The following is a 21,674-nucleotide window of genomic DNA, read 5'->3' on the forward strand; positions in this document are numbered from 1 at the left end:
TGCCCACCAAATCCGGGTGAGACGGATCCACCACTCGCCGCCGACCACGCCCACACCCGCGGGTGAGCCGGGCCGGGGGCGCGCGCCCCCGGCCGGCCGGCTCATCCGGCCCAGGCCTAGCGGACCAGACCCCAGCGGAAGCCCAGGGCCACCGCGTGGGCGCGGTCCGAGGCGCCGAGCTTCTTGAAGAGCCGGCGGGCGTGGGTCTTGACCGTGTCCTCGGAGAGGAACAGCTCGCGGCCGATCTCGGCGTTCGAGCGGCCGTGGCTCATACCCTCCAGCACCTGGATCTCACGCGCGGTGAGGGTGGGCGCCGCGCCCATCTCGGCCGAGCGGAGACGACGCGGGGCGAGACGCCACGTCGGGTCGGCGAGGGCCTGGGTGACCGTGGCCCGCAGCTCCGCGCGCGAAGCGTCCTTGTGCAGGTAGCCGCGGGCGCCGGCGGCGACCGCGAGGGCCACTCCGTCCAGGTCCTCGGCGACCGTGAGCATGATGATGCGCGCGCCCGGGTCGGCGGACAGCAGCCTGCGCACGGTCTCGACGCCGCCCAGGCCGGGCATGCGTACGTCCATCAGGATGAGGTCGGAGCGGTCGGCGCCCCAGCGGCGGAGGACTTCCTCGCCGTTGGCCGCCGTCGTCACACGCTCGACGCCGGGCACGGTCGCGACCGCGCGGCGGAGCGCCTCTCGGGCAAGCGGGGAGTCGTCGCAGACGAGGACGGATGTCATGACCGCCCTCCGCAGCTGATGCGCGTCACCTTGAGCCTCCAGGCTGGTACGGAATCGTCACCTGTGCGGTCGACCGTCTCGGACGCCTGCCCGAGCGCTTGTGTTTTCAACCGCCTCCGCACTCTCAACGACGGTCACTCGAAAGAGTTACGGGGCTGCGTGCCCTCTTCGGCACTCTACGTGAGGGCACCGACACGGTGCAGACATGCCCAACGGACCCTCAAGTTTTCATCACAACCAATGCCCCATTTAGCCGTTTTTGCTCCCATTTCTCAGTGTCTGGAGCTAGATTCGCAATGAGTCATATTTTCATCTCCTTAGACCGGAGATGTACGGTCGATGGCACCGTATCCGCCCAGCACGGCTACAAGGGGTCACGTAATGGCAGATTTCTCCCGCCTTCCCGGACCGAACGCGGACCTGTGGGACTGGCAGTTGCTCGCTGCCTGCCGCGGGGTGGACAGCTCGCTCTTCTTTCACCCCGAGGGCGAGCGCGGGGCGGCTCGGAGCGCTCGCGAGAACTCGGCCAAGGAGGTCTGCATGAGGTGCCCGGTCCGCGCGGAGTGCGCGGCGCACGCGCTGGCGGTGCGCGAGCCGTACGGCGTCTGGGGCGGCCTGACCGAGGATGAGCGTGAGGAGTTGATGGGGCGGGCACGCAACCGACTGGTCTCGGCGTCGACGACCAGCGGGGGCCCCGCACCGCACGCCTGAAGGAACGTTTCTGCGATAACTCGGCACCCGGGCACGCGCATGCGTGCCCGTCATCCTTGAGTGGATCCCCTCACCGACGTCACTGCCGAACGGCCGCCCGGGCGAGCTGCTCCAGCGTCGCCGCCACGGCCGGCACGTGTGCCAGGTCGGGCAGGGTGAGAGCGACGATCTGCCGTTGCACCACGGGTTCCAGCGCCACCGTGCGCACTCCCCGGGGCCGCACCGACTCCACCGCGAGCTGCGGCAGTACGGCAACGCCGAGACCTGCGCCGACCAGGCCGACCACCGCCGGATAGTCGTCGGTGGCGAAGTCGATGCGGGGCGTGAAGCCCGCGCTCTCGCAGACCTCCACCAGCTGGCCGCGGCAGCGCGGGCAGCCCGCGATCCAGGGCTCCCCGGCCAGCTCCCCGATGGCGACAGACCCCGAGGACCCTGTGCGCGCGAGCCGGTGCCGTTCGGGCACCAGGGCGACCAGACGGTCGGTCAGCAGGGGCCGTACGACGAGGTCGTCCCACTCCTCGGCGACCGCCGCTCCCTCGTAGCGAAAGGCGAGCGCCAGGTCGCAGTCGCCCTCGCGCAGCAGCTCGACGGACTTCGGGGGCTCGGCCTCCTCCAGCGAGACGCGGGTGCCGGGGTGGGCGGCGCGCAGGGCGGCCAGGGCGGTGGGGACCAGGGTGGAGCTGCCGCTCGGGAAGGAGACCAGCCGGACCCGGCCGGCCCTCAGGCCCGCGATCGCGGCGACCTCCTCCTCGGCCGCGGTGAGCCCGGCGAGGATCCCGGAGGCGTGCCGGACGAGGGCCTCGCCGGCCTGGGTCAGCCGCATCTCGCGGCCGCTGCGGACCAGCAGCGGGGTGCCGACCGAGGACTCCAGGGCCTTCATCTGCTGGCTGACGGCGGGCTGGGTGCAGCCCAGCTCGCGCCCGGCCGCCGAGAAGGAACCGGTGGTGGCGACTGCGCGCAGGACGCGGAGATGACGAGCCTCGATCACCCTCCGAGCATAAGCCTGACTTGGGCATGGCGCCGCATATTGCGTCGACGCTTTGGGGTGCGGTCCCGTACCGTGCGAAGCATGAAGCTTCTCTCGGTCAATCTGGGTCGCCCGACGCCGGTGCCGTACACGGACCAGGCGGAAGGTGTGACCGGCATCGACAAGCAGCCGACGGACGGGCCGGTGCGGGTGGCTGCCCCGGGGCCCAAGGGCGTCGGCGGGAGCGGGCTGGCCGGGGACGCGGTGTGCGAGCTGCGCCACCACGGCGGCTACGACCAGGCGGTGTACGCCTTCGCGCGCGAGGACCTCGACGACTGGGAGCGTGAGCTGGACAGATCGCTGGCGAACGGCTGCTTCGGCGAGAACCTCACGACGCAGGGCCTGGACGTGTCCGGGGCGCTGATCGGCGAGCGCTGGCGGATCGGGTCCGAGGTGGTGCTGGAGGTGACGTCGGGCCGGATTCCGTGCCGTACGTTCCAGGGCCATTTGGGCGAGCGGGGCTGGGTGAAGAGGTTCACCCAGAAGGGCGCGACGGGTGCCTACCTGAGAGTGATCGAACCGGGTGAGATCCGGGCGGGCGATCCGATCGAGATCGTGCACCGGCCGGACCACGCGGTGACGGCTGCGATGCAGTTCCGTGCGGTCACCACCGAGCGGGAACTGCTGCCGCAGCTGCTCGTGGCGGGCGAGGCGCTGCACTCCGAGACGCTGGCCGCGGCCCGCAAGTACGTCGCCGGACAGAGCCGCTGAGAGGCCGTCACCGCAGCGGACGCCGTCGCTCCGGGTCACTACCCTTGGGCCATGACAACGGCTCTGATTACGGGATCGACCGCGGGAATCGGTGCCGCGTTCGCGCGGCGGCTGGCGGCTGACGGGCATGACCTCGTCCTGGTGGCCCGGGACGCCAAACGGCTGCGCGAGCAGGCGACCGAGTTGCACGACCGGCACGGCATCGAGGCGGAGGTGCTGAGCGCCGACCTCGCCGAGGACAAGGGCATCGAGGCGGTCGCCGAGCGCCTGAGCGACCGGAAGAACCCGGTCGACCTGCTGGTCAACAACGCAGGCTTCGGCAACAAGGGCCGCTATCTCGAAGTGCCCATGGCCGACGAGCTGAAGATGCTCAAGGTGCACTGCGAGGCGGTGCTGCGGCTGACGTCGGCGGCGTCCGAGGCGATGCGCGAGCGCGGCCGCGGCGGCGTGGTGAACGTCGCCTCGGTGGCCGCCTTCGTGCCCCGGGGCACCTACGGCGCCTCGAAGGCCTGGGTCGTGCAGTTCACCCAGGGCGCGGCGAAGGACCTGGCAGGTACGGGCGTCCGCCTGATGGCGCTGTGCCCCGGCTTCGTGCGCACGGAGTTCCACCAGCGGGCCGGGATGGGCACGGACAACATCCCGGGCTGGATGTGGCTGGACGCGGACAAGCTGGTCGCGGCGGCCCTGGCCGACCTCGCGCGCGGCAAGACGCTGTCCATCCCGGACCCCCGGTACAAAGCGCTGATGGGACTGGTGAAGGTCGCCCCACGCGGGCTGATGGGCGGCATCAGCTCGAAGACGGGGCGCAAGTACGGCCCCCAGTAGGACGGGTGGCGGCCGCGTTCCGGTGGGAAAATGGGCCTGACGGATCCGGACCCAGGGGGCCGGGAGGCGGCGCCATGACGTTCGTACAGCTCATCGACTGCAAGACCAGCCGGATCGACGAGATGAACCGGCTGATGGACCAGTGGGTCGAACAGACCAAGGGGAAGCGGACCGCGACGCACGCGGTGGTCGGCAAGGACCGCTCGGACGCGTCACACGTCATCGAGATCGTGGAGTTCCCGTCGTACGAGGAAGCGATGCGGAACTCGAACCTGCCGGAGACCGACCGGATCTTCCGGAACCTGGTCGCCCTGTGCGACGAGATGCCCACGTTCACGGACCTGGACGTGGTGCGCGACGAGCCGTTGTACGCGGCCCAGGCGCGCCGGTTCTTCGACACCGTCGCGATCCGGGGGCCGTTGCCCGCGCTGAACGACCTGATCGCGGAGCACTACCACGACCACGACCCGGCCAACGAGCAGGACCAGCTCGGGCTGGACAACATGCGGCGTGAGATCGAGATGTGGCGCAACGCCTTCGACTTCACGTTCACGATCGAGGACCAGATCACCCAGACGGACCGGGTCTGCACCCGCTGGAGCTGGAACGGCATCCAGACCGGCGAGTTCATGGGCCTGCCCAACACCGGACGGCAGGTGTCGATGACCGGTACGACCGTCTTCCGGTTCGACCACGACGGCAAGATCTGCGAGGCCTGGTGGCAGTACGACCGGCTCGGGCTGCTGGACCAGTTGGGCGCGCTGGACGAGCTGGAGAAGTAGGGCGCACGGCAGCAGGGCGCACGGCAGCAGGGCGCACAGCGAAGGCCCGGCACCCCGAGGGGTGCCGGGCCTCAGTGCTGAGGTGCCTCAGTGGGCGTGGCCGTGACCGTGGCCGTGGCCCGCCTCGGCCGGCTCCTCTTCCTTCTTCTCGACGACCAGGGTCTCGGTCGTGAGCAGCAGGGAGGCGATGGAGGCGGCGTTCTCCAGGGCCGAGCGGGTGACCTTGACCGGGTCGATGACGCCGGCCTTGACCAGGTCGCCGTACTCGCCGGAGGCGGCGTTGTAGCCGTTGCCCTTCTCCAGCTCCGCCACCTTGGAGACGATGACGTAGCCCTCGAGGCCGGCGTTCTCGGCGATCCAGCGCAGCGGCTCGACGGCGGCGCGGCGGACGACCGAGACACCCGTGGCCTCGTCGCCGGACTTGCCGAGGTTGCCCTCGAGCACCTTGACGGCGTGGACCAGCGCGGAGCCACCACCGGAGACGATGCCCTCCTCGACCGCGGCGCGGGTCGCGGAGATGGCGTCCTCCAGACGGTGCTTCTTCTCCTTCAGCTCCACCTCGGTGGCGGCGCCGACCTTGATGACGCACACGCCGCCGGCCAGCTTCGCGAGGCGCTCCTGGAGCTTCTCGCGGTCCCAGTCGGAGTCGGTGTTCTCGATCTCGGCCTTGATCTGGTTGACCCGGCCGAGGACGTCCTCGGAGTTGCCGGCACCGTCGACGATGGTCGTGTCGTCCTTGGTGACCGTTACACGGCGGGCGGAGCCCAGCACGTCCAGACCGGCCTGGTCGAGCTTGAGGCCGACCTCCTCGGAGATGACGGTGGCGCCGGTGAGGACGGCCATGTCCTGCAGCATCGCCTTGCGGCGGTCGCCGAAGCCGGGGGCCTTCACCGCGACGGCGTTGAAGGTGCCACGGATCTTGTTGACGACCAGGGTCGACAGGGCCTCGCCCTCGACGTCCTCGGCGATGATCAGCAGCGGCTTGGAGGCACCCGCCTGGATGACCTTCTCCAGCAGCGGCAGCAGGTCCTGGATCGAGGTGATCTTGCCCTGGTTGATGAGGATGTACGGGTCCTCCAGGACGGCCTCCATGCGCTCCTGGTCCGTCACGAAGTACGGCGACAGGTAGCCCTTGTCGAAGGCCATGCCCTCGGTGAAGTCCAGCTCCAGACCGAAGGTGTTGGACTCCTCGACGGTGATGACACCGTCCTTGCCGACCTTGTCCATCGCCTCGGCGATCAGCTCGCCGACCTGCTGGTCCTGGGCGGACAGCGCGGCCACGGCGGCGATGTCGGACTTCTCCTCGATCGGGCGGGCCGAGGCGAGGAGGTCCTCGGAGACGGCGGCGACGGCCGCGTCGATGCCCTTCTTCAGGGCGGCCGGGGAGGCGCCCGCGGCGACGTTCTTCAGGCCCTCGCGCACCAGCGCCTGGGCGAGCACGGTGGCGGTGGTGGTGCCGTCACCAGCGATGTCGTTGGTCTTGGTCGCCACCTCCTTCACCAGCTGGGCGCCGAGGTTCTCGTACGGGTCCTCGACCTCGACCTCGCGGGCGATGGTGACACCGTCGTTGGTGATGGTGGGGGCGCCGAACTTCTTGTCGATGACGACGTTGCGGCCCTTGGGGCCGATCGTCACCTTCACCGTGTCGGCCAGCTTGTTGACGCCGCGCTCGAGGGCGCGACGGGCGTCCTCGTCGAACTTCAGGATCTTCGCCATGACAGCGGGAGCCCTCTCGGAAATCTGTGGGTGAAAAAAGAACTGCGCCCCGGCGCCCGGCTTCTTATGTGGTCGCGGGGGCCAGGGGCGCAGCTGGAAGCAACTGAGTGCTGGAGGCGATTACTTCTCGATGATCGCGAGAACGTCGCGAGCCGAGAGGACGAGGTACTCCTCGCCGTTGTACTTCACCTCGGTGCCGCCGTACTTGCTGTACAGAACGACGTCGCCGACCTTGACGTCGAGCGGAAGGCGCTCGCCGTTCTCGAAGCGGCCCGGGCCCACGGCGAGGACGGCGCCCTCCTGGGGCTTCTCCTTCGCGGTGTCCGGGATGACCAGGCCAGAGGCCGTGGTCTGCTCGGCGTCGAGCGGCTGGACCACGATGCGGTCCTCAAGCGGCTTGATGGCAACCTTGGAGCTGGCGGTCGTCACGATCCGACCTCCCCCTTCGGAGATCTCACGGGGTTAACTGTCTGAGGTGGCGACCAGGTCGATCCGTCGTCGCGGGTGCCGGACCTGCCCGTCGCGTTTGTTGGCACTCTCATCTGCCGAGTGCCAGAGCCGAGACTATGACCGGGATTAGCACTCGGTCAAGCGGAGTGCCAATGCCTGTGGCGCGTCGCGGGGAAGATCGGCCTGAACAGCCTCGTCCTCGAACGCCGGACGGGCTGGATCGGTGCGGCCGGCGCTGACAGGAACCGTTGCCGAAAGAGCCGTTACAGGTAGTCCTCAAGGCGGCCCACCGTCAGCCCACTTGCCTGCACCATGCGCAGCAGGCGTGCCGTGCGTTCCTTCAGCGCCGGGCCCGTCGCCTCGTCGGGGCCGACGAGGACGATGTCGCCCGGGCACAGGTGGCGCTCTCCGTGTGTGTAGGCGATGCCGTCGGGGGTCATGGCGGCGCGCCACAGGACGAGCGAGGAGATGCCGCAGTCGGCGGCGGCGCGCAGCGTCGTGGTGTCGTACGTGCCGTAGGGCGGGCGGAAGAGGCGCGGGCGGACGCCGAAGCGGGACTTGAGTTTGTCCTGCTGGCCGCAGATCTCGGCGCGCTGGCCGGCATACGGCAGTCCGGACATCGCCGGGTGGTCGAGGGTGTGGTTCTCGATGTCGGCGCCGACCGCGCGCAGGCGGGCGAAGTGGCCGTAGCCGGGGCCGACGACGCTGTCGGTGAGGAAGAAGCTGACCGGCAGCCTGAGTTCGCGGACCATGTCGACGAAGCGCGGGTCGCGCTCGGCGCCGTCGTCGTAGGTGAGGAAGACGACCTTGTCGGTGGTGGTGACGTGGTCGACGACGCGGGGCGGGGAGGCACCCGCCCCGTGGGCCGTCAGGGGTTGGGCGCGGTGGTGGGGCGGGGCGGCGAGCGGGGCGGCCAGGCCCCAGCGGCGGTACGCCTGGCTGACGGCGGGGCTGGAATGTCGTACGCCCTGGGCCGCCCGTTTGCCGAGGCGTTCGATGGGGTCGACCGACTGGGCGCAGCCCGTGAGGAGGAGGGCCGACGCGAGGACGACGGCCGGCCCGGACCGTGCTCCTCCCGGGCCGCGCCCCGGTCTCCCCCGGCGCCTCACAGGTAGTCCTCCAGGCGTGCCACGGCGTACCCCTCGCGCGTGACCTTGTTCAGGAACCGGCGCATGTCGTCGACCATCGTGCCGTCCCAGTCGTCGCGGCCCCGGAAGTGGGTGAGCACGATGTCGCCGGGGTGCAGGCTCTTGTCGTCCTCGCGGTACTCCCAGTGGTCGACGAAGACCTCCTCGTCCCAGATCGGCGCGTACTTGATCCCGCAGGACTTGGCGGCGCGCAGGGTGTCGCCGTTGTAGTTGCCGTAGGGCGGGCGGAAGACGGTCGGCGCCTTTCCGAACTGCCGCTTCATGACGGCCTGCATGCCGCAGATCTCGTCCTTCTGCTCCTCGTAGGACAGTCCGGGCAGGTAAGGGTGGGTGAGGGTGTGGTTGTTGAGGGTGTGCCCCTCGGACTGCATCCGGCGGAAGTAGCCGTAGTCGTCCTTGACGAGGTAGTTGCTGAGGAAGGCCGTGTAGGGGATCTTCAGGTCGCTCATCATGCGCAGGAACGCCGGGTCCTTCTCGGCGCCGTCGTCGAGGGTGAGGAAGACGACCTTCTGCCTGGTGGGGACGGTGGTGAAGACCGGTGGGAGGTTCTCCTCCTCCTGGCCGTCCACCTCGAAGCCCGCGCGCGCGGTGATCTTCGGTTTCACGGTCGGTGGTGCCGGGGGTCTCAGGGGGACCTCGTCGAGGTTCCAGTGCCGGGCGGCGGCGACCAGGCGGGCGTGTTCGGCGGCGAGGCGGGCCTGCGCGTCCGCCGGGCCGCCGTGGCCGGGGGCGGGCCGGGCCGCGGAGTCCGAACCGAGGGCGGAGCAGCCGGCGACGAGGGCGGTCGAGGCCAGCGCGGCCGCCGCGCAGCGGAGGGCGGCCTTCGGGATCCGCGCCCGACTTTTGTCATTTTGTACTACTACTCGCATGGCGTCGGATCCTTCCAGCCCCGGGCCCCGAACCCGGGCCGACACCGCCGCCGGAGGCGCACCGTCCACCGACTGGCCCACAATGACCCGGTGAACGACCTCGCCCTTCTCCTCACCCCCGAAGGCCGCGCCCTCCTCGACGAGGTACGCGACACCGACCCCGCACAGGAGCTGGCCGTGGCCACCCGGCTGCGCCGCGAGCACCCCGCCGAGCTGGTGTCGGCAGCGCTGGGCCAGGCACGGTTGCGGCAGCGGGCGGTGGCGAAGTTCGGGGCCGAGGACGCCCGGCGGATGTTCTTCACGCCGAACGGGGTCGAGCAGTCGACCCGGGCGAGCGTGGCCGCGTACCGGGCAGGCCGCATGCGGGAGCTGGGCGTGACCTCGGTCGCCGACCTGTGCTGCGGGATCGGCGGCGACGCGATCGCGCTGGCCCGGGCCGGGATCCGGGTGCTGGCCGTGGACCGGGATCCGCAGACGGCGGCCACGGCACGGGCGAACGCCGAGGCGCTGGGGCTCGCCGGGCTGATCGAGGTCCGGGAGGCGGATGTCACCGAGGTGGACACGGCGGGCTACGACGCCGTGTTCGTGGACCCTGCGCGCCGGGGCGGGCGGGGCAGGATCTTCGACCCGGAGGCGTACTCGCCGCCCCTGTCCTGGGCGGTCGCCACGGCCCTCGGGGCGCCCCGCGCCGCCCTGAAGATCGCCCCGGGCATCCCGCACGAGGCGATTCCCGCCGAGGCCGAGGCCGAGTGGATCTCGGACGGCGGGGACGTGAAGGAGGCGGTGCTGTGGTTCGGCACCGAGGCGCCGGGGGCCGTACGGGCCACGCTGCTGCCGGGCCCGCGCACGCTCCTGGGCCGGGGTCTGCCCGATCCCCAGGTGCGCCCCGTCGGGCGGTACCTGTACGAACCCGACGGCGCCGTCATCCGCGCCCATCTGGTCGCGGAGATGGCCGAGGAGGTCGGCGGCGGCCTGGTCGACGAGACCATCGCGTACGTCACGGCCGACGAACTGCACCCGACGCCGTACGCCTCGGCCTACGAGATCACCGACCGACTCCCCTTCAACGTCAAGAAGTTGAAGGCCCTGCTGCGCGAGCGGGAGGTCGGCACGCTGACCGTGAAGAAGCGGGGGTCGGCGGTGGAGCCGGAGGAGCTGCGCAGGAAGGTCAAGCCGCACGGGCCGGGCTCGGCAACGGTGTTCCTCACCCGGGTCGCGGGGGCCCCGACCATGCTGATCGGCGCCCCCGCGCCCTCGCCGGCTACTGGCGGTGGAGCGTCCTGAGCGAGTCCAGGTGCGGGTCGGCACCGACCGGCCCGGAAGTGCTCGCGGCAGTGCTCGCGGCGAGGGGGCTCACCGGCAGGTCGCCGTTGTAGTACGGGTGGTACACGAACTGGTCGGCGCCCGCGCTGATCGCGGTGCCCGCCGTGTCCAGACCGGCGGGCGGGACCGAGGAGTTGCCGCCGAAGGCGATCACGGCCTGGGTGCCCGCGGCCTCGCGCACGAGGTAGCTCTTGACCTCGCTCGGCAGAACCGCGGGGTCGGTCCACAGGACGGGCCCGAAGACGTTCATCGCCGAGGCCGCGGAAACACCGCCCCGCCAGGAGGTGTCACCCGCGAGGGCCACCTGGTAGGGCGAGCCCCACCAGAACTTCGCGAGCGCCACGGACAGTGCCCCGCCCGGCTCGCGCCCGGACTTCATCGCCGTGATCGGGTAGTACGTGAACGTCGACGGCCAGTGCGAGAAGTACGTGTGCGTGAGCGCGTACTTGGCGCTGGAACCCACCGTGATGACCATCGTGCTCCTGGGGTCCAGGCTGTTCAGGTACGACTTCACCGACGACGTCAGCGTGCTGCCGTTGCTGAGGACGACGCTGCCCGCGCTGCTCGTGCCGTCCGCACCGGCTGCGGCCGCCGCCGGGAGGGCCGCGGTGTACACGGTGCCGTCGGCCAGGAACACGTACTTGGGGGTGCTGGTGACCGACTTGGCCACGGCGACCGAGGTCGCGTAGCGGTCCGTGCCCGACAACCGCTTCGGGGTGAAGCCGAGCGACGTCACCTGGGAGGAGACGGTGCTGCTGAGGACGGACGTGCCGCCGACGAGGTAGACGGTGGAGCCGGGCTTGAGAATCCGCTTCAGCTCCGACTTCACCGCCGAGGACAGCCCGCTCTTCGGGGTGCCGAGCACCGGGCCGTGCTTCTTGCCGGCCAGGGCGGGCGCGGTGAGCGAGTACGCCATGCTGTCCCGGTTGGTCAGCACCGCTGACTTGGCGTTCATCAGGCCCGGCACGCTGCCGCCGACCTTGTTCCAGGTCCAGCGCGAGGAGGCGATGTTGGTGGCGTAGGTGTCGGCGCCCCAGACCCGGCCGGTGAGGTTCTTGCGCAGCGGCTGCCAGGCGAGGTCCCACTTGGCGGTGGTGGGCGTGTCGTAGAGGACCTTCGTGGTGCCGCCGGCGAGGTCGAGGACCTGGTTCTGCAGCTCGTTCGAGGTCGTCGTCAGCTCGTACGCCAGCCTGGTGCCGTCGGGCGACCAGGCGGGCCTGCTGATCAAGCCGGTCTCGTCGGGCAGCCACGGCGTCACCGCGCCGGTGGCTACGTCGACCGTGTACAGCTTGCCGCCGAGGGTGTAGGCGACCTTGGTGCCGTCCGGGGAGATGGCCGGCGCGTTGGCCTTGCCCGCCACCAGCTGCTTGAAGGTGTCCTTCGCGCCGTCGTACAACCACACGGCGCCGTAGCGCCGGTCGCCGCTGCAGGTGGTGCCCGAGCGGATGAACGCGAGCTTGCCGTTCACGGCGCCGCTGGGCTGGCTGTCGCAGCCCTCCTCAGCGGTGGCGAACAGGTGCTGCTGGACGCGGCTGCCGTCGGAGGGGGCGACGCGCAGCCGCCCGCTGAGCGTGAAGACGACGTCGCTGCCGCCCCACCAGAAGGTCGGGTCGTCGGCGAGGATCGAGTTGGTGGTGTTGACCGGGAGTTCGACGGGGCTCTTGAAGTCGTGGCCTACGACGTTGACGCGTCCGGTCGACTGGTTGACGTAGGCCATGCGGCTGCCGTCGGGCGACCAGGCGGGCTTCATGGCGTTCGAGAGCCGGACCGCGGGCGCGGTGCCGTCCTCGTACAGCTGCGAGACGTAGCCGTCCATGTCAGCGGTGAGGATGCCGTTGGTGGCAGTCCACTCGGTGCCGGCCGAGGCGCCCGGGGCCAGCGCGGCCACGGTGCCGGCGGCCAGGGCCGCGGTGGCGCCGAGCGCGACGAGCCGGCGGCGGGCGGAAGATCTGTGTGCGGAAGATCTGGAAGAGCGCACGGTGCGTTGTACCCCCCACGGGTATCGGTGGTACTGCCCCGCCCGCGGAAGGTGTCACGCCGGTTGCGTGGCAGCCGCGCAACTGTAAACCCTCACTGACCAGGAAGGGAATGCTGTTTAGCGATCAACAGCTGGCGCTCGCGCTCGTTGCGCGTCAGCTCGGCCGCGCGGGCGAACTCCTCGCGGGCCTCCGCGGTGCGCCCGAGCCGCGCCAGCAGGTCGCCGCGCACGCTGGGCAGCAGGTGGTAGTCGCGCAGGGCGGGTTCGGCGGTCAGGGCGTCGACCAGCTTCAGCCCCTCGGCCGGGCCCTCGGCCATCGACACGGCGACGGCTCGGTTCAGCTCGACGACCGGGGACGGGGCGCGGGCCGCGAGCAGGCCGTACAGGGTGGCGATGGTCCGCCAGTCGGTCTCCTCGTAGGTGTACGCGTGCGCGTGGCAGGCGGCGATGGCCGCCTGGAGGGCGTACGGGCCGGGGGCGCCGGTGGCCGTGGCGTCGGCGCGGCCGAGGGCCCGGATGCCGCGGGCGATGAGCATGCGGCTCCAGCGGCGGCGGTTCTGGTCCTTCAGCAGCACCGGGGTGCCGTCGGGCCCTGTGCGGGCGGCGGTGCGGGAGGCCTGGAACTCCAGGAGCGAGGTCAGGGCGTGCACCTCGGGCTCCTTGGGCATCAGGGCCGAGAGCACGCGGGCCAGCCGGAGGGCGTCCTCGCACAGCCCGGGACGCAGCAGGTCGTCCCCGGCGGTGGCCGCGTATCCCTCGTTGAAGATCAGGTAGATGACGTCCAGGACGGAGCCGAGGCGGGCCTCGCGGTCGGGGCCGTACGGCACCTCGAAGGCGACGTTCTGCGTGGCCAGGGTGCGCTTGGCGCGGACGATGCGCTGGGCGATCGTCGGCTCCGGTACGAGGTAGGCACGGGCGATCTCGGCGGTGGTCAGGCCGCCGAGCAGGCGCAGGGTCAGCGCGGTGCGGGCCTCCGTCGACAGCACCGGGTGACAGGTGGTGAAGACGAGCCGCAGCAGGTCGTCGTCGATGTCCTCCGGGTCGGCGGGTTCCTCCGGCGGGGCCGTGGTGTCCAGGTCCCGGCCCATCTCGGCGAGCTTGCGGGAGTAGGTCTCGCGGCGCCGGACCAGGTCGACGGCGCGGCGCCGGGCGGTGGCCATGAGCCAGGCGCCGGGGTTGTCGGGCACGCCGTCACGGGGCCATCGCTCCAGGGCCGCGACCAGCGCGTCCTGCGCCAGTTCCTCGGCTATGCCGACGTCTCGCACGATGCGCGCCACGCCGGCGACGACGCGCGGGGACTCCAGCCTGAAGACGGTCTCGATCGCGTGCGCCGCGGTGGGCTGTGCTTCCACAGCCCACCATGCAACACCCCCGGGCGGTCCGAGGCCAAGAAAGGCTCAGCCCTCCGCGATCTCCCGGACCTCGCAGCTGACGGTCCAGTAGTCCTCGTGGACCTGCAGGAACCGCTTGGCCCACTCCAGGGCCTCGGCCTTGTCCTTGCACTGCATGATCGCGTAGCCGCCGACGACCTCCTTGGACTCGGTGAAGGGCCCGTCGGTGACCGAGATCTTCCCGCCCTCCCAGCGCACGGTGGTGCCCTGCGCGGAGGGGGTCAGGCCGGCGGTGTCGAGCATGACCCCGGCCTTGGTGACCTCCTCGATCAGCCGGCCCATCCGCTGCATCAGCTCCTCGCTGGGGCCCTCGGCGGGGGCGGAGGACTCGTCGATGTGCACGATCGACAGGTAGCGGGGCATGGTGACTCCTTCGGTCGGTGCGGCGGGGTCCGTCCCCGCCGCTCACCCATGCGTCGATCGGGAGACACCTGGATCGACACGCTCGCGGAAATTCCTCGAAGAAATTTTTTTCCGCGGGCGTGCGGCGCCGCTACTTCAGCTCGAACCCGAAGGCCGCCTTCGTGTACGGCGCCCCGACCCCCTTGCCGCCGAAGGCGAGGGCCGCGTCCGCGACCAGGCCCTCGGGCCGGCCACGCAGGGACCAGACCGCGCCGTTGCCCGCGTCCTCGTACAGCGCGGTGGCGGCCAGGTCGGCGTGGCGGTCGCGGTTGATGTCGAGCAGGGCGACCGTGGCGCCGAAGGAGTCGTTGCGCTCGGCGGCGCCGGGAACGCCCTTGGTGTTCTGGGTGAAGGCCTGCGCGCCGGTGCCCGAAAGGCCGGAGTTGCTGCCGCGCAGCACGTCGACCACGCCCTGGCCGTCGTTCTCGCCGGGCGCGCCGACCACCACGTCGTCGATGCCGTCACCGGTGATGTCACCGACGGCTATGGAGCTGCCGAACCTGTCGCTCAGCTCCATGGCGCCCGGGACGCCGGGGGTGTCCTGCGAGTACGACTTCCAGGTGTCCTGGGCGCTGAGGCCGGAGGGCGAGCCGTAGTCCACCCAGATCGTCTCGTCGTCCTTGACTCCCGTGATCAGGTCGTCGTAGCCGTCGCCGTTGACGTCGCCGAGCGCGGCCGCGCCGTCGCCGCCCGGGTACCAGTCGGTGACGCGGGTGAGGCCGGACGGGCCGCTCAGGTAGAGGCGGCTGCAGTAGCTGCCGTCACCGCAGTAGCCGGTCAGCAGCAGGTCGGCACGGCTGTCGCCGTTGACGTCTCCGGTGCCACCGTCGTGGATGTCGATCCACTGGAGGTAGTCGGGGTCGAGCGGGGTCTTGGCGGCCGGGGTGCCGGAGCGCTTGAGCGGGCCCTTCCAGAGGGTGGCGGTGGTGCCGGTCGGGTCGTCGCCGGTGGCGAAGCCGGTGCGGAACGCGGCGAGGTCGAGGCGTCCGTCGCCGTCGAAGTCGCCGGTCTGGGTGTCGGTGGCGGGGATCGACGTTCCGCCGGACAGGCCGTGCGGGCCGCCCCAGACCACGACCGCGGAGGCCGACATGGAACCGGTGCCGATGACGAGGTCGGCGTAGCCGTCGCCGTCCAGGTCGCCCTTGGATACCTGGAGGCCGAACTTCTGGCCCTTGGCCGGGCTGCCCGGGACGCCGGTCGTGGCACGGCTGATGATCGTGCGGTGGGTGGTGGACAGGCCCTGCGGACCGCCGTACATCACGGCCACATAGCCCGCCTGGGACTGCCCGCCGACTGTCGCGTTCGGGGCGCCGACGACCAGGTCCGCGTACCCGTCGCCGTTGAAGTCGTCGCGGACGGGCGCCGTCTTCGTGGCGGACGCCTGCGGTACGGCGACGGCGAGGGCGGTGAGGCCCAGGGTCAGCGGAAGCGCCCAGCGGGCGTGCGAACGCAACGAGAACACGGGAGGACCCCCAGATGTACGGCGACCAGATCACCGCAGGAGACTCGCGGGTCACACCGATGGTTGTGCTGGTCGGCCCAGCGTCCTGCGGTGCTGCTCAGCGCAGCGAGGCCCACAGTTCGCTCGCCGCCGGTTCCTTCGCCACCACCCGGTTGGCGTCGGAGGGTGCCGTGACGACCGGCATCGTCACCGTCTTCACCCGGTCGGCCGTCAGGCCCTTCAGGCTCTGGCCGAGCTTCGTCAGCTCGCCCAGGGAGTCGAGGCCGGTGTCCGTGGTGAGGCTGGCGGTGACCGCGTCGGCGACCTGGTAGAGCTTGGCCGGGTCGGTGAGGAGGTCGGTGCCGGCCATCTGCTCCAGCAGGGCCTTCACCAGCTTCTGTTGCAGGCCTATGCGGCCGAGGTCGCTGCCGTCGCCTATGCCGTGCCGGGTGCGGGCGAGGGCCAGGGCCCGGGTGCCGTTCAGGTGGTGGGTGCCGGAGGCGAGGTGCAGATGGCTCCGGTCGTCGTCGATGTCCTGGTCGGTCGTGACCGTGACCCCGCCCAGCGCGTCCACGAGCTTGGCGAAGCCGGAGAAGTCGATCTCGATGTAGTGGTCCATGCGGACGCCGGTGATCGACTCGACGGTCTTGACCGCGCACACCGGACCGCCCACCGAGTAGGCGCTGTTGAACATCGCGTTGTACGCCGGCGCCGTGGAGCCGCCGGAGGACGCCGGGCAGGACGGGCGGGTGACGAGGGTGTCGCGCGGAATGCTGACGACGGTCGCCTTCGTGCGGCCGGCGTCGATGTGCACGACCATCGCCGTGTCGGAGCGGGCGCCGGAGCTGTCGCCGCCGCCCAGCTCCTGGTTGGCCTTGCCGCTGCGCGAGTCGGAGCCGAGGACCAGGATGTTCAGGGCCTCGGTGGGCAGCGGGGAGGCACTGGCCGAGGCGGTCGCGGCCGGGGTGACCACCGCCTTCGCCGGGCGGTTGTCACCGAGCGCGCTGTTGATGTCGACGCTCTTGATGTTGTTGTTGAGGTGCCAGTACGCGTAGCCGGCCGTGGCCACGCCCAGCACCAGGAATCCCGCCAGAGTGAGGCCGGCGGCCCTCAGCACTCTCGACCGCCGGCCCACCCGTCTGCCCGCGTCGCCCTGCTCCTCGTGTCGCGTCACGGGCAGGAACGTAGGTCGGAATTATTAGCAGACTGTTAGCGGAAGCTTTGAGAGACGGTTTTCTCGGGAAATTCTCATCCCACCGTCACCGTGGGCAGCGGATTGCTCCCGCTCCACGACGCGTTGAAACCGAACGTCACCGAACCGCCGTCCGGCACCGACCCGTTGTACGAGGCGTTCACGCAGGACACCGCGGCGCCCGACTGGGTGCAGCCGGCGTTCCAGGCCTGCGTGATCCGCTGGCCCGCGCCGAACGTCCAGTTCGCCTTCCACGAGGACAGCGAGGCCCCGGAGCAGGAGATCGTCACCTGGCCCGTGAAGCCGGTGTTCCACTGGCTGGTCACGCTGTAGGCCGCGGTGCAGGCGCCGGTCGGGGGCGGGGTGGTGGTGGAACCGCCGAGGGCCTCGGCGATGCCGTAGTACGCCGGTTTCGGCGCGTAGTTCTCGTCGTACGGCGTCGCCGCCCCGTACCCCGGGAATGTGCTCGGCACCCAGGAGTCGGAGTCGGTGAAGCCCCACACGGTGACGTTGACGCAGCGGGTCACGGCCGCGCAGGCGGCCACCACGGACTTGAAGTCGGCCGCCTGCTGGGCGAGTTTAGTGTTGTCGGCGGGCAGCGCCATCCGTATGTCCAGCTCGGTGATCGCCACGTCCACGCCGAGGTCGGCGAAGCGCTGGATGTTCTGCTGGAGCGTGGCCGGCACCTGGCCGAGGATCAGGTGGGCCTGCAGGCCGACGCCGTCGATCGGGACGCCCTGCTGCTTGAGGGATTTGACCAGGTTGTACAGGGCGGTGGACTTCGCGTCGACGCCCTCGACGTTGTAGTCGTTGATGTACAGCTTGGCGTCCGGGTCGGCCGCGTGTGCCCAGGTCAGGGCGTTCGCGATGTAGCCGGAGCCGAGGCCGTTGTACCAGAGCGTCGAGCGGTAGCTGCCGTCCTCGTTGAACGGCTCGTTGACCACGTCCCAGGCGGCGATCTTGCCCTTGTAGCGGCCGACCTCGGTGCCGATGTGGTTCTGCAGCAGGCTGCTCAGCTGGGCGGCGGTCCAGCTGCCGTTGGTCAGCCAACTGGGGTTCTGGCTGTGCCAGACCAGGGTGTGGCCGCGCACCTGCTGGTGGTGGGCCTGGGCGAAGGCCACGATCTGGTCGGCCTCGCTCCAGTTGAAGCTGCCCCGGGTGGGCTCGACCGTGCCCCACTTCATGGCGTTGCCCGGGGTCAGCGAGCTGAACTGCGCCCCGGCCAGGTCGCCGTAGGTGCCGGTGAGCTTGGAGCCGGTGACGGCGGTGCCGATGACCTTGTTCTTCGCCGCGGCGAGGTCGCGCAGCGGGGTGTCGGTGGCGTGCGCCGCGGGCGCCGTGAGCAGGAGCGCGGCGCCGGTCATCAGGGAAGCGAGGGATAAGCCTGTTCTCAGAGATCTCATCGCGGGTGCCTCCGAAAGTTTCGGTTGGACTACCGACTGACTTCGGAGCAGTGTGGGGTGGCCCTCGGCACCCGTCAATACACGAACCGCTAAACGGCCGGAGGCACTCCCGTACTGGAACGCACCACCAGGCTGGTCGCCAGCTCCACCCGGGTCGCCGCCCGCTCGTCCTCGGCGCGGCCCAGCTCCAGCACCAGCCGGGCCGCGGCCTCGGCCATCTCGGTCAGCGGCTGCCGTACGGTCGTCAGCGGCGGGCCCACCCAGCGGGCCACCGGCAGATCGTCGAAGCCGACCACGCTCAGGTCCTCCGGGATGCGCAGTCCCAGCTCGCGCGCGGCCTCGTACAGACCGAGCGCCTGCAGGTCGTTGCCCGCGAAGACCGCGGTGGGCCGGCCGGGGCCGCGCAGCAGCTCCAGACCCAGGCGGTAGCCGGAGTCGTGGTGGAAGTCGCCGGTCCTGATCAGGCCAGCATCGACGGGGAGCCCGGCGGTCTCCAGGGCGGCGCGGTAGCCATCCAGGCGGGCGCGGCTGCACATCATCCGGGAGGGTCCGCTGATCGCGCCGATGCGGGTGTGGCCCAACTCCACCAGGTGACGGGTGGCGGCGAGGCCACCCTGCCAGTTGGTGGCGCCGATGGAGGGGACGTCCGGGCCGGGGTCGCCGGCCGGGTCCATCACCACGAACGGGATGGAGCGGCTGGTCAGCAGTGCCTGCTGGGACTCGTCAAGGCCGGACAGCACAAGGACGACCCCATGCGGGCGGCGGGCGGCGACCTGGTCGGCCCAGGTCCGGCCCGGGGTGAGCCGCCCGGCGGACTCGGACAGCACGACGCTCAGGCCCGCGTCCCGGGCCACGTTCTCCACGCCCCGGATGACCTCCATCGCCCAGGCGCTCTCCAGTTCGTGGAAGACCAGGTCGATCAGCGGCGAACGGGATGCCTCGGCGCGGCGGCGCCGGTAGCCGTAGGCGCGCAGCAGCTCCTCGACCCGGGTGCGGGTCGCCGGGGCGACATCGGCGCGGCCGTTGAGGACCTTCGAAACAGTCGGAGCGGACACCCCGGCTTCCCGGGCGATTTCGGCGAGGGTCGCCGTCTGCGTTTCTGCGGGCTTCGAAGGCTTCATGCCCGGGATCGTATCCCTGCGGGCCCTCTTGACGAAGGCCTTCGCGCGCCATAGGTTCCCGGAACATTCGAGGTATTGCCCGAAACATTCGCAGCATCGACGAGCCCAATGACGAGCATCCCGACCCATCCGACGGGAGTTCCATGACCACCGCTCCTTGGCGCGACCCCGCCCTGCCCGCCGCCGACCGCGTCGACGACCTCCTCTCCCGGATGACCCTGGAAGAGAAGAGCGCCCAGCTGTACGGCGTGTGGGTGGGCGCCGCCACGGACGGCGACGGAGTCGCCCCGCTGCAGCACGAGATGACCGCCGCTTACGACTGGGACGAGCTGATCACCCGCGGCCTCGGCCAGCTGACCCGCTCCTTCGGCACTGCACCCGTGGACCCGGCGCTCGGCGCCCGGGCCCTGGCCCGTGCCCAGCGGCGGATCGCGGCGGCGGGCCGCTTCGGGATTCCGGCCGTCGCCCACGAGGAGTGTCTGGCGGGCTTCACGGCCTGGGGCGCGACGGCGTACCCGGTGCCGCTGGCCTGGGGCGCGGCCTTCGATCCGGCGCTGGCCGAGGAGCTGGGCCGGCACATCGGCCGCGATCTGCGCTCGGTCGGTGTCCACCAGGGTCTCGCCCCCGTCCTGGACGTGGTCCGCGATCCGCGCTGGGGCCGGGTGGAGGAGACGATCGGCGAGGACCCGTACCTGGTCGGCACCATCGGCGCGGCCTATGTTCGGGGCCTGGAGTCGGCCGGGGTCGTCGCCACGCTCAAGCACTTCGCCGGGTACGCGTCCTCGGCCGGCGCCCGCAACCTCGCGCCGGTCCGGGCGGGGGTGCGCGAGTTCGCGGATGTGACCCTGCCGCCGTTCGAGATGGCGCTGCGCGAGGGCGGGGCGCGCTCGGTGATGGCCTCGTACACCGAGACGGACGGCGTGCCGGTCTCCGCCGACCCCCACCTGCTCACCGGCCTCCTGCGCGACGAGTGGGGCTTCACCGGCACGGTGGTCGCCGACTACTTCGGCATCGGTTTTCTGCAGACCCAGCACCGAGTCGCCGAGGACGAGGCGGGCGCCGCGCACCTGGCCCTCGCGGCGGGCGTCGACGTCGAGCTGCCGACCCTGAAGTGCTACGGCACCCCGCTCGTGACCGCCGTACGAGAGGGCCGCGTCCCGGAGTCCCTGGTGGACCGGGCGGCCCGCCGCGTCCTGCTCCAGAAGTGCGAACTGGGCCTGCTGGACGCGGACTGGCAGCCGGAACCGGACGGCCCGGTCGACCTCGACTCGGCGGACAACCGGGCGCTGGCCCGGCAACTGGCCCAGGAGTCGGTGGTCCTGCTGGACAACCCCGACGGTCTGCTCCCCCTGGCCCCCGACACCCGGGTCGCGGTCGTGGGCCCCCGGGCGGCGGACGCGCTCGCGATGCTCGGCTGCTACTCCTTCCCGTCCCACGTCCTCACCCACCACCCCGAGGTCCCCCTCGGCATCTCCGTCCCGACCGTCCTGGACTCCCTGCGTGCCGAACTCCCGGACGCCAAGGTCACGTTCGCCGAGGGCTGCGGGGTCTCGGACCCGGACACCGCGGGCTTCGCGGAGGCGGTTGCCCGGGCTGCCGAGGCGGACGTGTGCGTGGCGGTCCTCGGGGACCGCGCGGGCCTGTTCGGCCGGGGCACGTCGGGCGAGGGCTGCGATGTGGCGGACCTGCGACTGCCGGGCGTGCAGGGCGAGTTGCTGGACGCGCTGATCGCCACGGGCGTCCCGGTCGTCCTCGTGCTGCTGACCGGCCGCCCGTACGCCCTGGGCCGCTGGCACGGCCGGCTCGGCGCGGTCGTGCAGGCCTTCTTCCCCGGCGAGGAGGGCGGCCCGGCACTCGCCGGGGTCCTCTCCGGCCGCGTGAACCCCTCCGGCCGTCTCCCGGTGAGCGTCCCGCGCGTGCCCGGCGGGCAGCCCTGGACCTATCTCCAGCCCCCGCTGGGCCTGGCCGGCGAGGTCAGCAGCCTGGACCCCACCCCGCTGTACCCGTTCGGCCACGGCCGCTCGTACACGTCGTTCGCCTGGGAGGACGGCACGGGCAGCGAGGTCACCGAGATCGGCACGGACGGCTCGTACGACCTCTCGCTCACCGTCCGCAACACGGGCGGGAGCGCGGGCACGGAGGTCGTCCAGCTGTACCTGCACGATCCGGTGGCGTCGGTGACCCGCCCGGACGTCCGGCTGATCGGCTACCAGCGGGTGGAACTGGCCCCCGGCGAGGCCCGCCGGGTGACCTTCCGCTTCCACGCGGACCTGTCGTCCTTCACCGACCGCACGGGCGCGCGGGTGGTGGAGCCGGGGGCGCTGGAGCTGCGGCTGGGGCCGTCGAGCGCGGAGGTACGGCGCACGGCACGGCTGCGGCTGACCGGGCCGGTACGGATGGTCGGGGCGGATCGGCGGCTGCGCTGCGAGGTGGAGGTCTCCGAGGGAACCGATTGA

At 71.2% G+C, this 21,674-nt stretch carries 19 protein-coding genes; 6 read left to right on the forward strand and 13 right to left on the reverse strand.

The window, feature by feature from the left end:
- Window positions 1–116 precede the first annotated feature (116 nt).
- Window positions 117–728 (reverse strand): response regulator transcription factor, encoded by a 612-nt coding sequence (locus ACFYZZ_RS39095; RefSeq protein WP_003948568.1) that lies wholly within the window; start codon window positions 726–728, stop codon window positions 117–119.
- A 381-nt stretch (window positions 729–1,109) separates the two neighbouring features.
- Between ACFYZZ_RS39095 and ACFYZZ_RS39100 the strand changes: the two genes are divergently transcribed.
- The gene (locus ACFYZZ_RS39100) at window positions 1,110–1,439 is read left to right on the forward strand and encodes a WhiB family transcriptional regulator (RefSeq protein ID WP_381787066.1); all 330 of its coding nucleotides are present in this window, start codon (window positions 1,110–1,112) and stop codon (window positions 1,437–1,439) included.
- A 79-nt stretch (window positions 1,440–1,518) separates the two neighbouring features.
- Here the strand turns inward: ACFYZZ_RS39100 and ACFYZZ_RS39105 are convergent, their stop codons facing one another.
- The gene (locus tag ACFYZZ_RS39105; protein WP_386578357.1) at window positions 1,519–2,427 is read right to left on the reverse strand and encodes a LysR family transcriptional regulator; all 909 of its coding nucleotides are present in this window, start codon (window positions 2,425–2,427) and stop codon (window positions 1,519–1,521) included.
- Window positions 2,428–2,508: 81 nt separating this feature from the next.
- Here ACFYZZ_RS39105 and ACFYZZ_RS39110 point away from each other — a divergent pair, with 81 nt between their 5' ends.
- The 3 genes from ACFYZZ_RS39110 (at window position 2,509) to ACFYZZ_RS39120 (ending at window position 4,784) form a co-directional block, all read left to right on the forward strand.
- Window positions 2,509–3,177 carry an MOSC domain-containing protein gene (locus tag ACFYZZ_RS39110; RefSeq protein WP_389186892.1) on the forward strand — a complete coding sequence of 223 codons (669 nt, stop codon included), beginning with the start codon at window positions 2,509–2,511 and terminating at the stop codon, window positions 3,175–3,177.
- Window positions 3,178–3,228: 51 nt separating this feature from the next.
- The gene (locus ACFYZZ_RS39115) at window positions 3,229–4,002 is read left to right on the forward strand and encodes an SDR family NAD(P)-dependent oxidoreductase (protein WP_389186894.1); all 774 of its coding nucleotides are present in this window, start codon (window positions 3,229–3,231) and stop codon (window positions 4,000–4,002) included.
- A 74-nt stretch (window positions 4,003–4,076) separates the two neighbouring features.
- Entirely contained in the window at window positions 4,077–4,784 is a 708-nt protein-coding gene (locus ACFYZZ_RS39120) for an ester cyclase (RefSeq protein ID WP_389186897.1), read from the forward strand.
- An 87-nt stretch (window positions 4,785–4,871) separates the two neighbouring features.
- On the opposite strand, the gene groL is transcribed toward ACFYZZ_RS39120, so the two are convergent.
- The 4 genes from groL to ACFYZZ_RS39140 form a co-directional block, all read right to left on the reverse strand.
- The gene (gene groL, locus ACFYZZ_RS39125; RefSeq protein ID WP_389186900.1) at window positions 4,872–6,500 is read right to left on the reverse strand and encodes a chaperonin GroEL; all 1,629 of its coding nucleotides are present in this window, start codon (window positions 6,498–6,500) and stop codon (window positions 4,872–4,874) included.
- A 120-nt stretch (window positions 6,501–6,620) separates the two neighbouring features.
- Window positions 6,621–6,929 (reverse strand): co-chaperone GroES, encoded by a 309-nt coding sequence (groES, locus tag ACFYZZ_RS39130; RefSeq protein ID WP_039652762.1) that lies wholly within the window; start codon window positions 6,927–6,929, stop codon window positions 6,621–6,623.
- Between the two features lie 284 nt (window positions 6,930–7,213).
- On the reverse strand, window positions 7,214–8,059 hold the full coding sequence (locus ACFYZZ_RS39135) for a polysaccharide deacetylase family protein (protein ID WP_389186903.1): 846 nt from the start codon (window positions 8,057–8,059) through the stop codon (window positions 7,214–7,216).
- On the reverse strand, window positions 8,056–8,967 hold the full coding sequence (locus ACFYZZ_RS39140; protein WP_389186906.1) for a polysaccharide deacetylase family protein: 912 nt from the start codon (window positions 8,965–8,967) through the stop codon (window positions 8,056–8,058). The genes ACFYZZ_RS39135 and ACFYZZ_RS39140 overlap by 4 nt, the downstream gene beginning before the upstream one ends.
- Window positions 8,968–9,057: 90 nt before the next feature.
- Between ACFYZZ_RS39140 and ACFYZZ_RS39145 the strand changes: the two genes are divergently transcribed.
- Window positions 9,058–10,251, forward strand: coding sequence for a methyltransferase domain-containing protein (locus ACFYZZ_RS39145; protein ID WP_389186909.1), 1,194 nt, complete (start codon window positions 9,058–9,060; stop codon window positions 10,249–10,251).
- Here the strand turns inward: ACFYZZ_RS39145 and ACFYZZ_RS39150 are convergent.
- From ACFYZZ_RS39150 to ACFYZZ_RS39180, 7 genes are all read right to left on the reverse strand, one after another.
- Entirely contained in the window at window positions 10,229–12,268 is a 2,040-nt protein-coding gene (locus ACFYZZ_RS39150; RefSeq protein ID WP_389186911.1) for a cell wall-binding repeat-containing protein, read from the reverse strand. The two genes, ACFYZZ_RS39145 and ACFYZZ_RS39150, sit on opposite strands and share 23 nt — an antisense overlap.
- 92 nt (window positions 12,269–12,360) lie before the next feature.
- The gene (locus ACFYZZ_RS39155) at window positions 12,361–13,620 is read right to left on the reverse strand and encodes an RNA polymerase sigma factor (protein WP_389186914.1); all 1,260 of its coding nucleotides are present in this window, start codon (window positions 13,618–13,620) and stop codon (window positions 12,361–12,363) included.
- A 45-nt stretch (window positions 13,621–13,665) separates the two neighbouring features.
- The gene (locus tag ACFYZZ_RS39160; RefSeq protein WP_389186917.1) at window positions 13,666–14,022 is read right to left on the reverse strand and encodes a YciI family protein; all 357 of its coding nucleotides are present in this window, start codon (window positions 14,020–14,022) and stop codon (window positions 13,666–13,668) included.
- Window positions 14,023–14,152: 130 nt separating this feature from the next.
- On the reverse strand, window positions 14,153–15,523 hold the full coding sequence (locus tag ACFYZZ_RS39165; protein ID WP_389186920.1) for an FG-GAP-like repeat-containing protein: 1,371 nt from the start codon (window positions 15,521–15,523) through the stop codon (window positions 14,153–14,155).
- Window positions 15,524–15,620: 97 nt separating this feature from the next.
- Window positions 15,621–16,676: an LCP family protein gene (locus ACFYZZ_RS39170; RefSeq protein ID WP_389186923.1), complete on the reverse strand. Its 1,056-nt coding sequence runs from the start codon at window positions 16,674–16,676 to the stop codon at window positions 15,621–15,623.
- 74 nt (window positions 16,677–16,750) lie between these two features.
- The gene (locus ACFYZZ_RS39175; protein ID WP_389186927.1) at window positions 16,751–18,097 is read right to left on the reverse strand and encodes an endo-1,4-beta-xylanase; all 1,347 of its coding nucleotides are present in this window, start codon (window positions 18,095–18,097) and stop codon (window positions 16,751–16,753) included.
- Between the two features lie 89 nt (window positions 18,098–18,186).
- Complete coding sequence (locus ACFYZZ_RS39180) at window positions 18,187–19,218, reverse strand: LacI family DNA-binding transcriptional regulator (RefSeq protein WP_389186930.1); 1,032 nt, start codon at window positions 19,216–19,218, stop codon at window positions 18,187–18,189.
- A gap of 143 nt (window positions 19,219–19,361) precedes the next feature.
- Between ACFYZZ_RS39180 and ACFYZZ_RS39185 the strand changes: the two genes are divergently transcribed.
- A complete protein-coding gene (locus tag ACFYZZ_RS39185; protein WP_389186933.1) occupies window positions 19,362–21,674 on the forward strand; it encodes a glycoside hydrolase family 3 N-terminal domain-containing protein in 2,313 nt (770 codons plus the stop codon).

The organism is Streptomyces sp. NPDC001816 (assembly GCF_042892235.1).
In the GTDB taxonomy this organism is placed as follows: domain Bacteria; phylum Actinomycetota; class Actinomycetes; order Streptomycetales; family Streptomycetaceae; genus Streptomyces.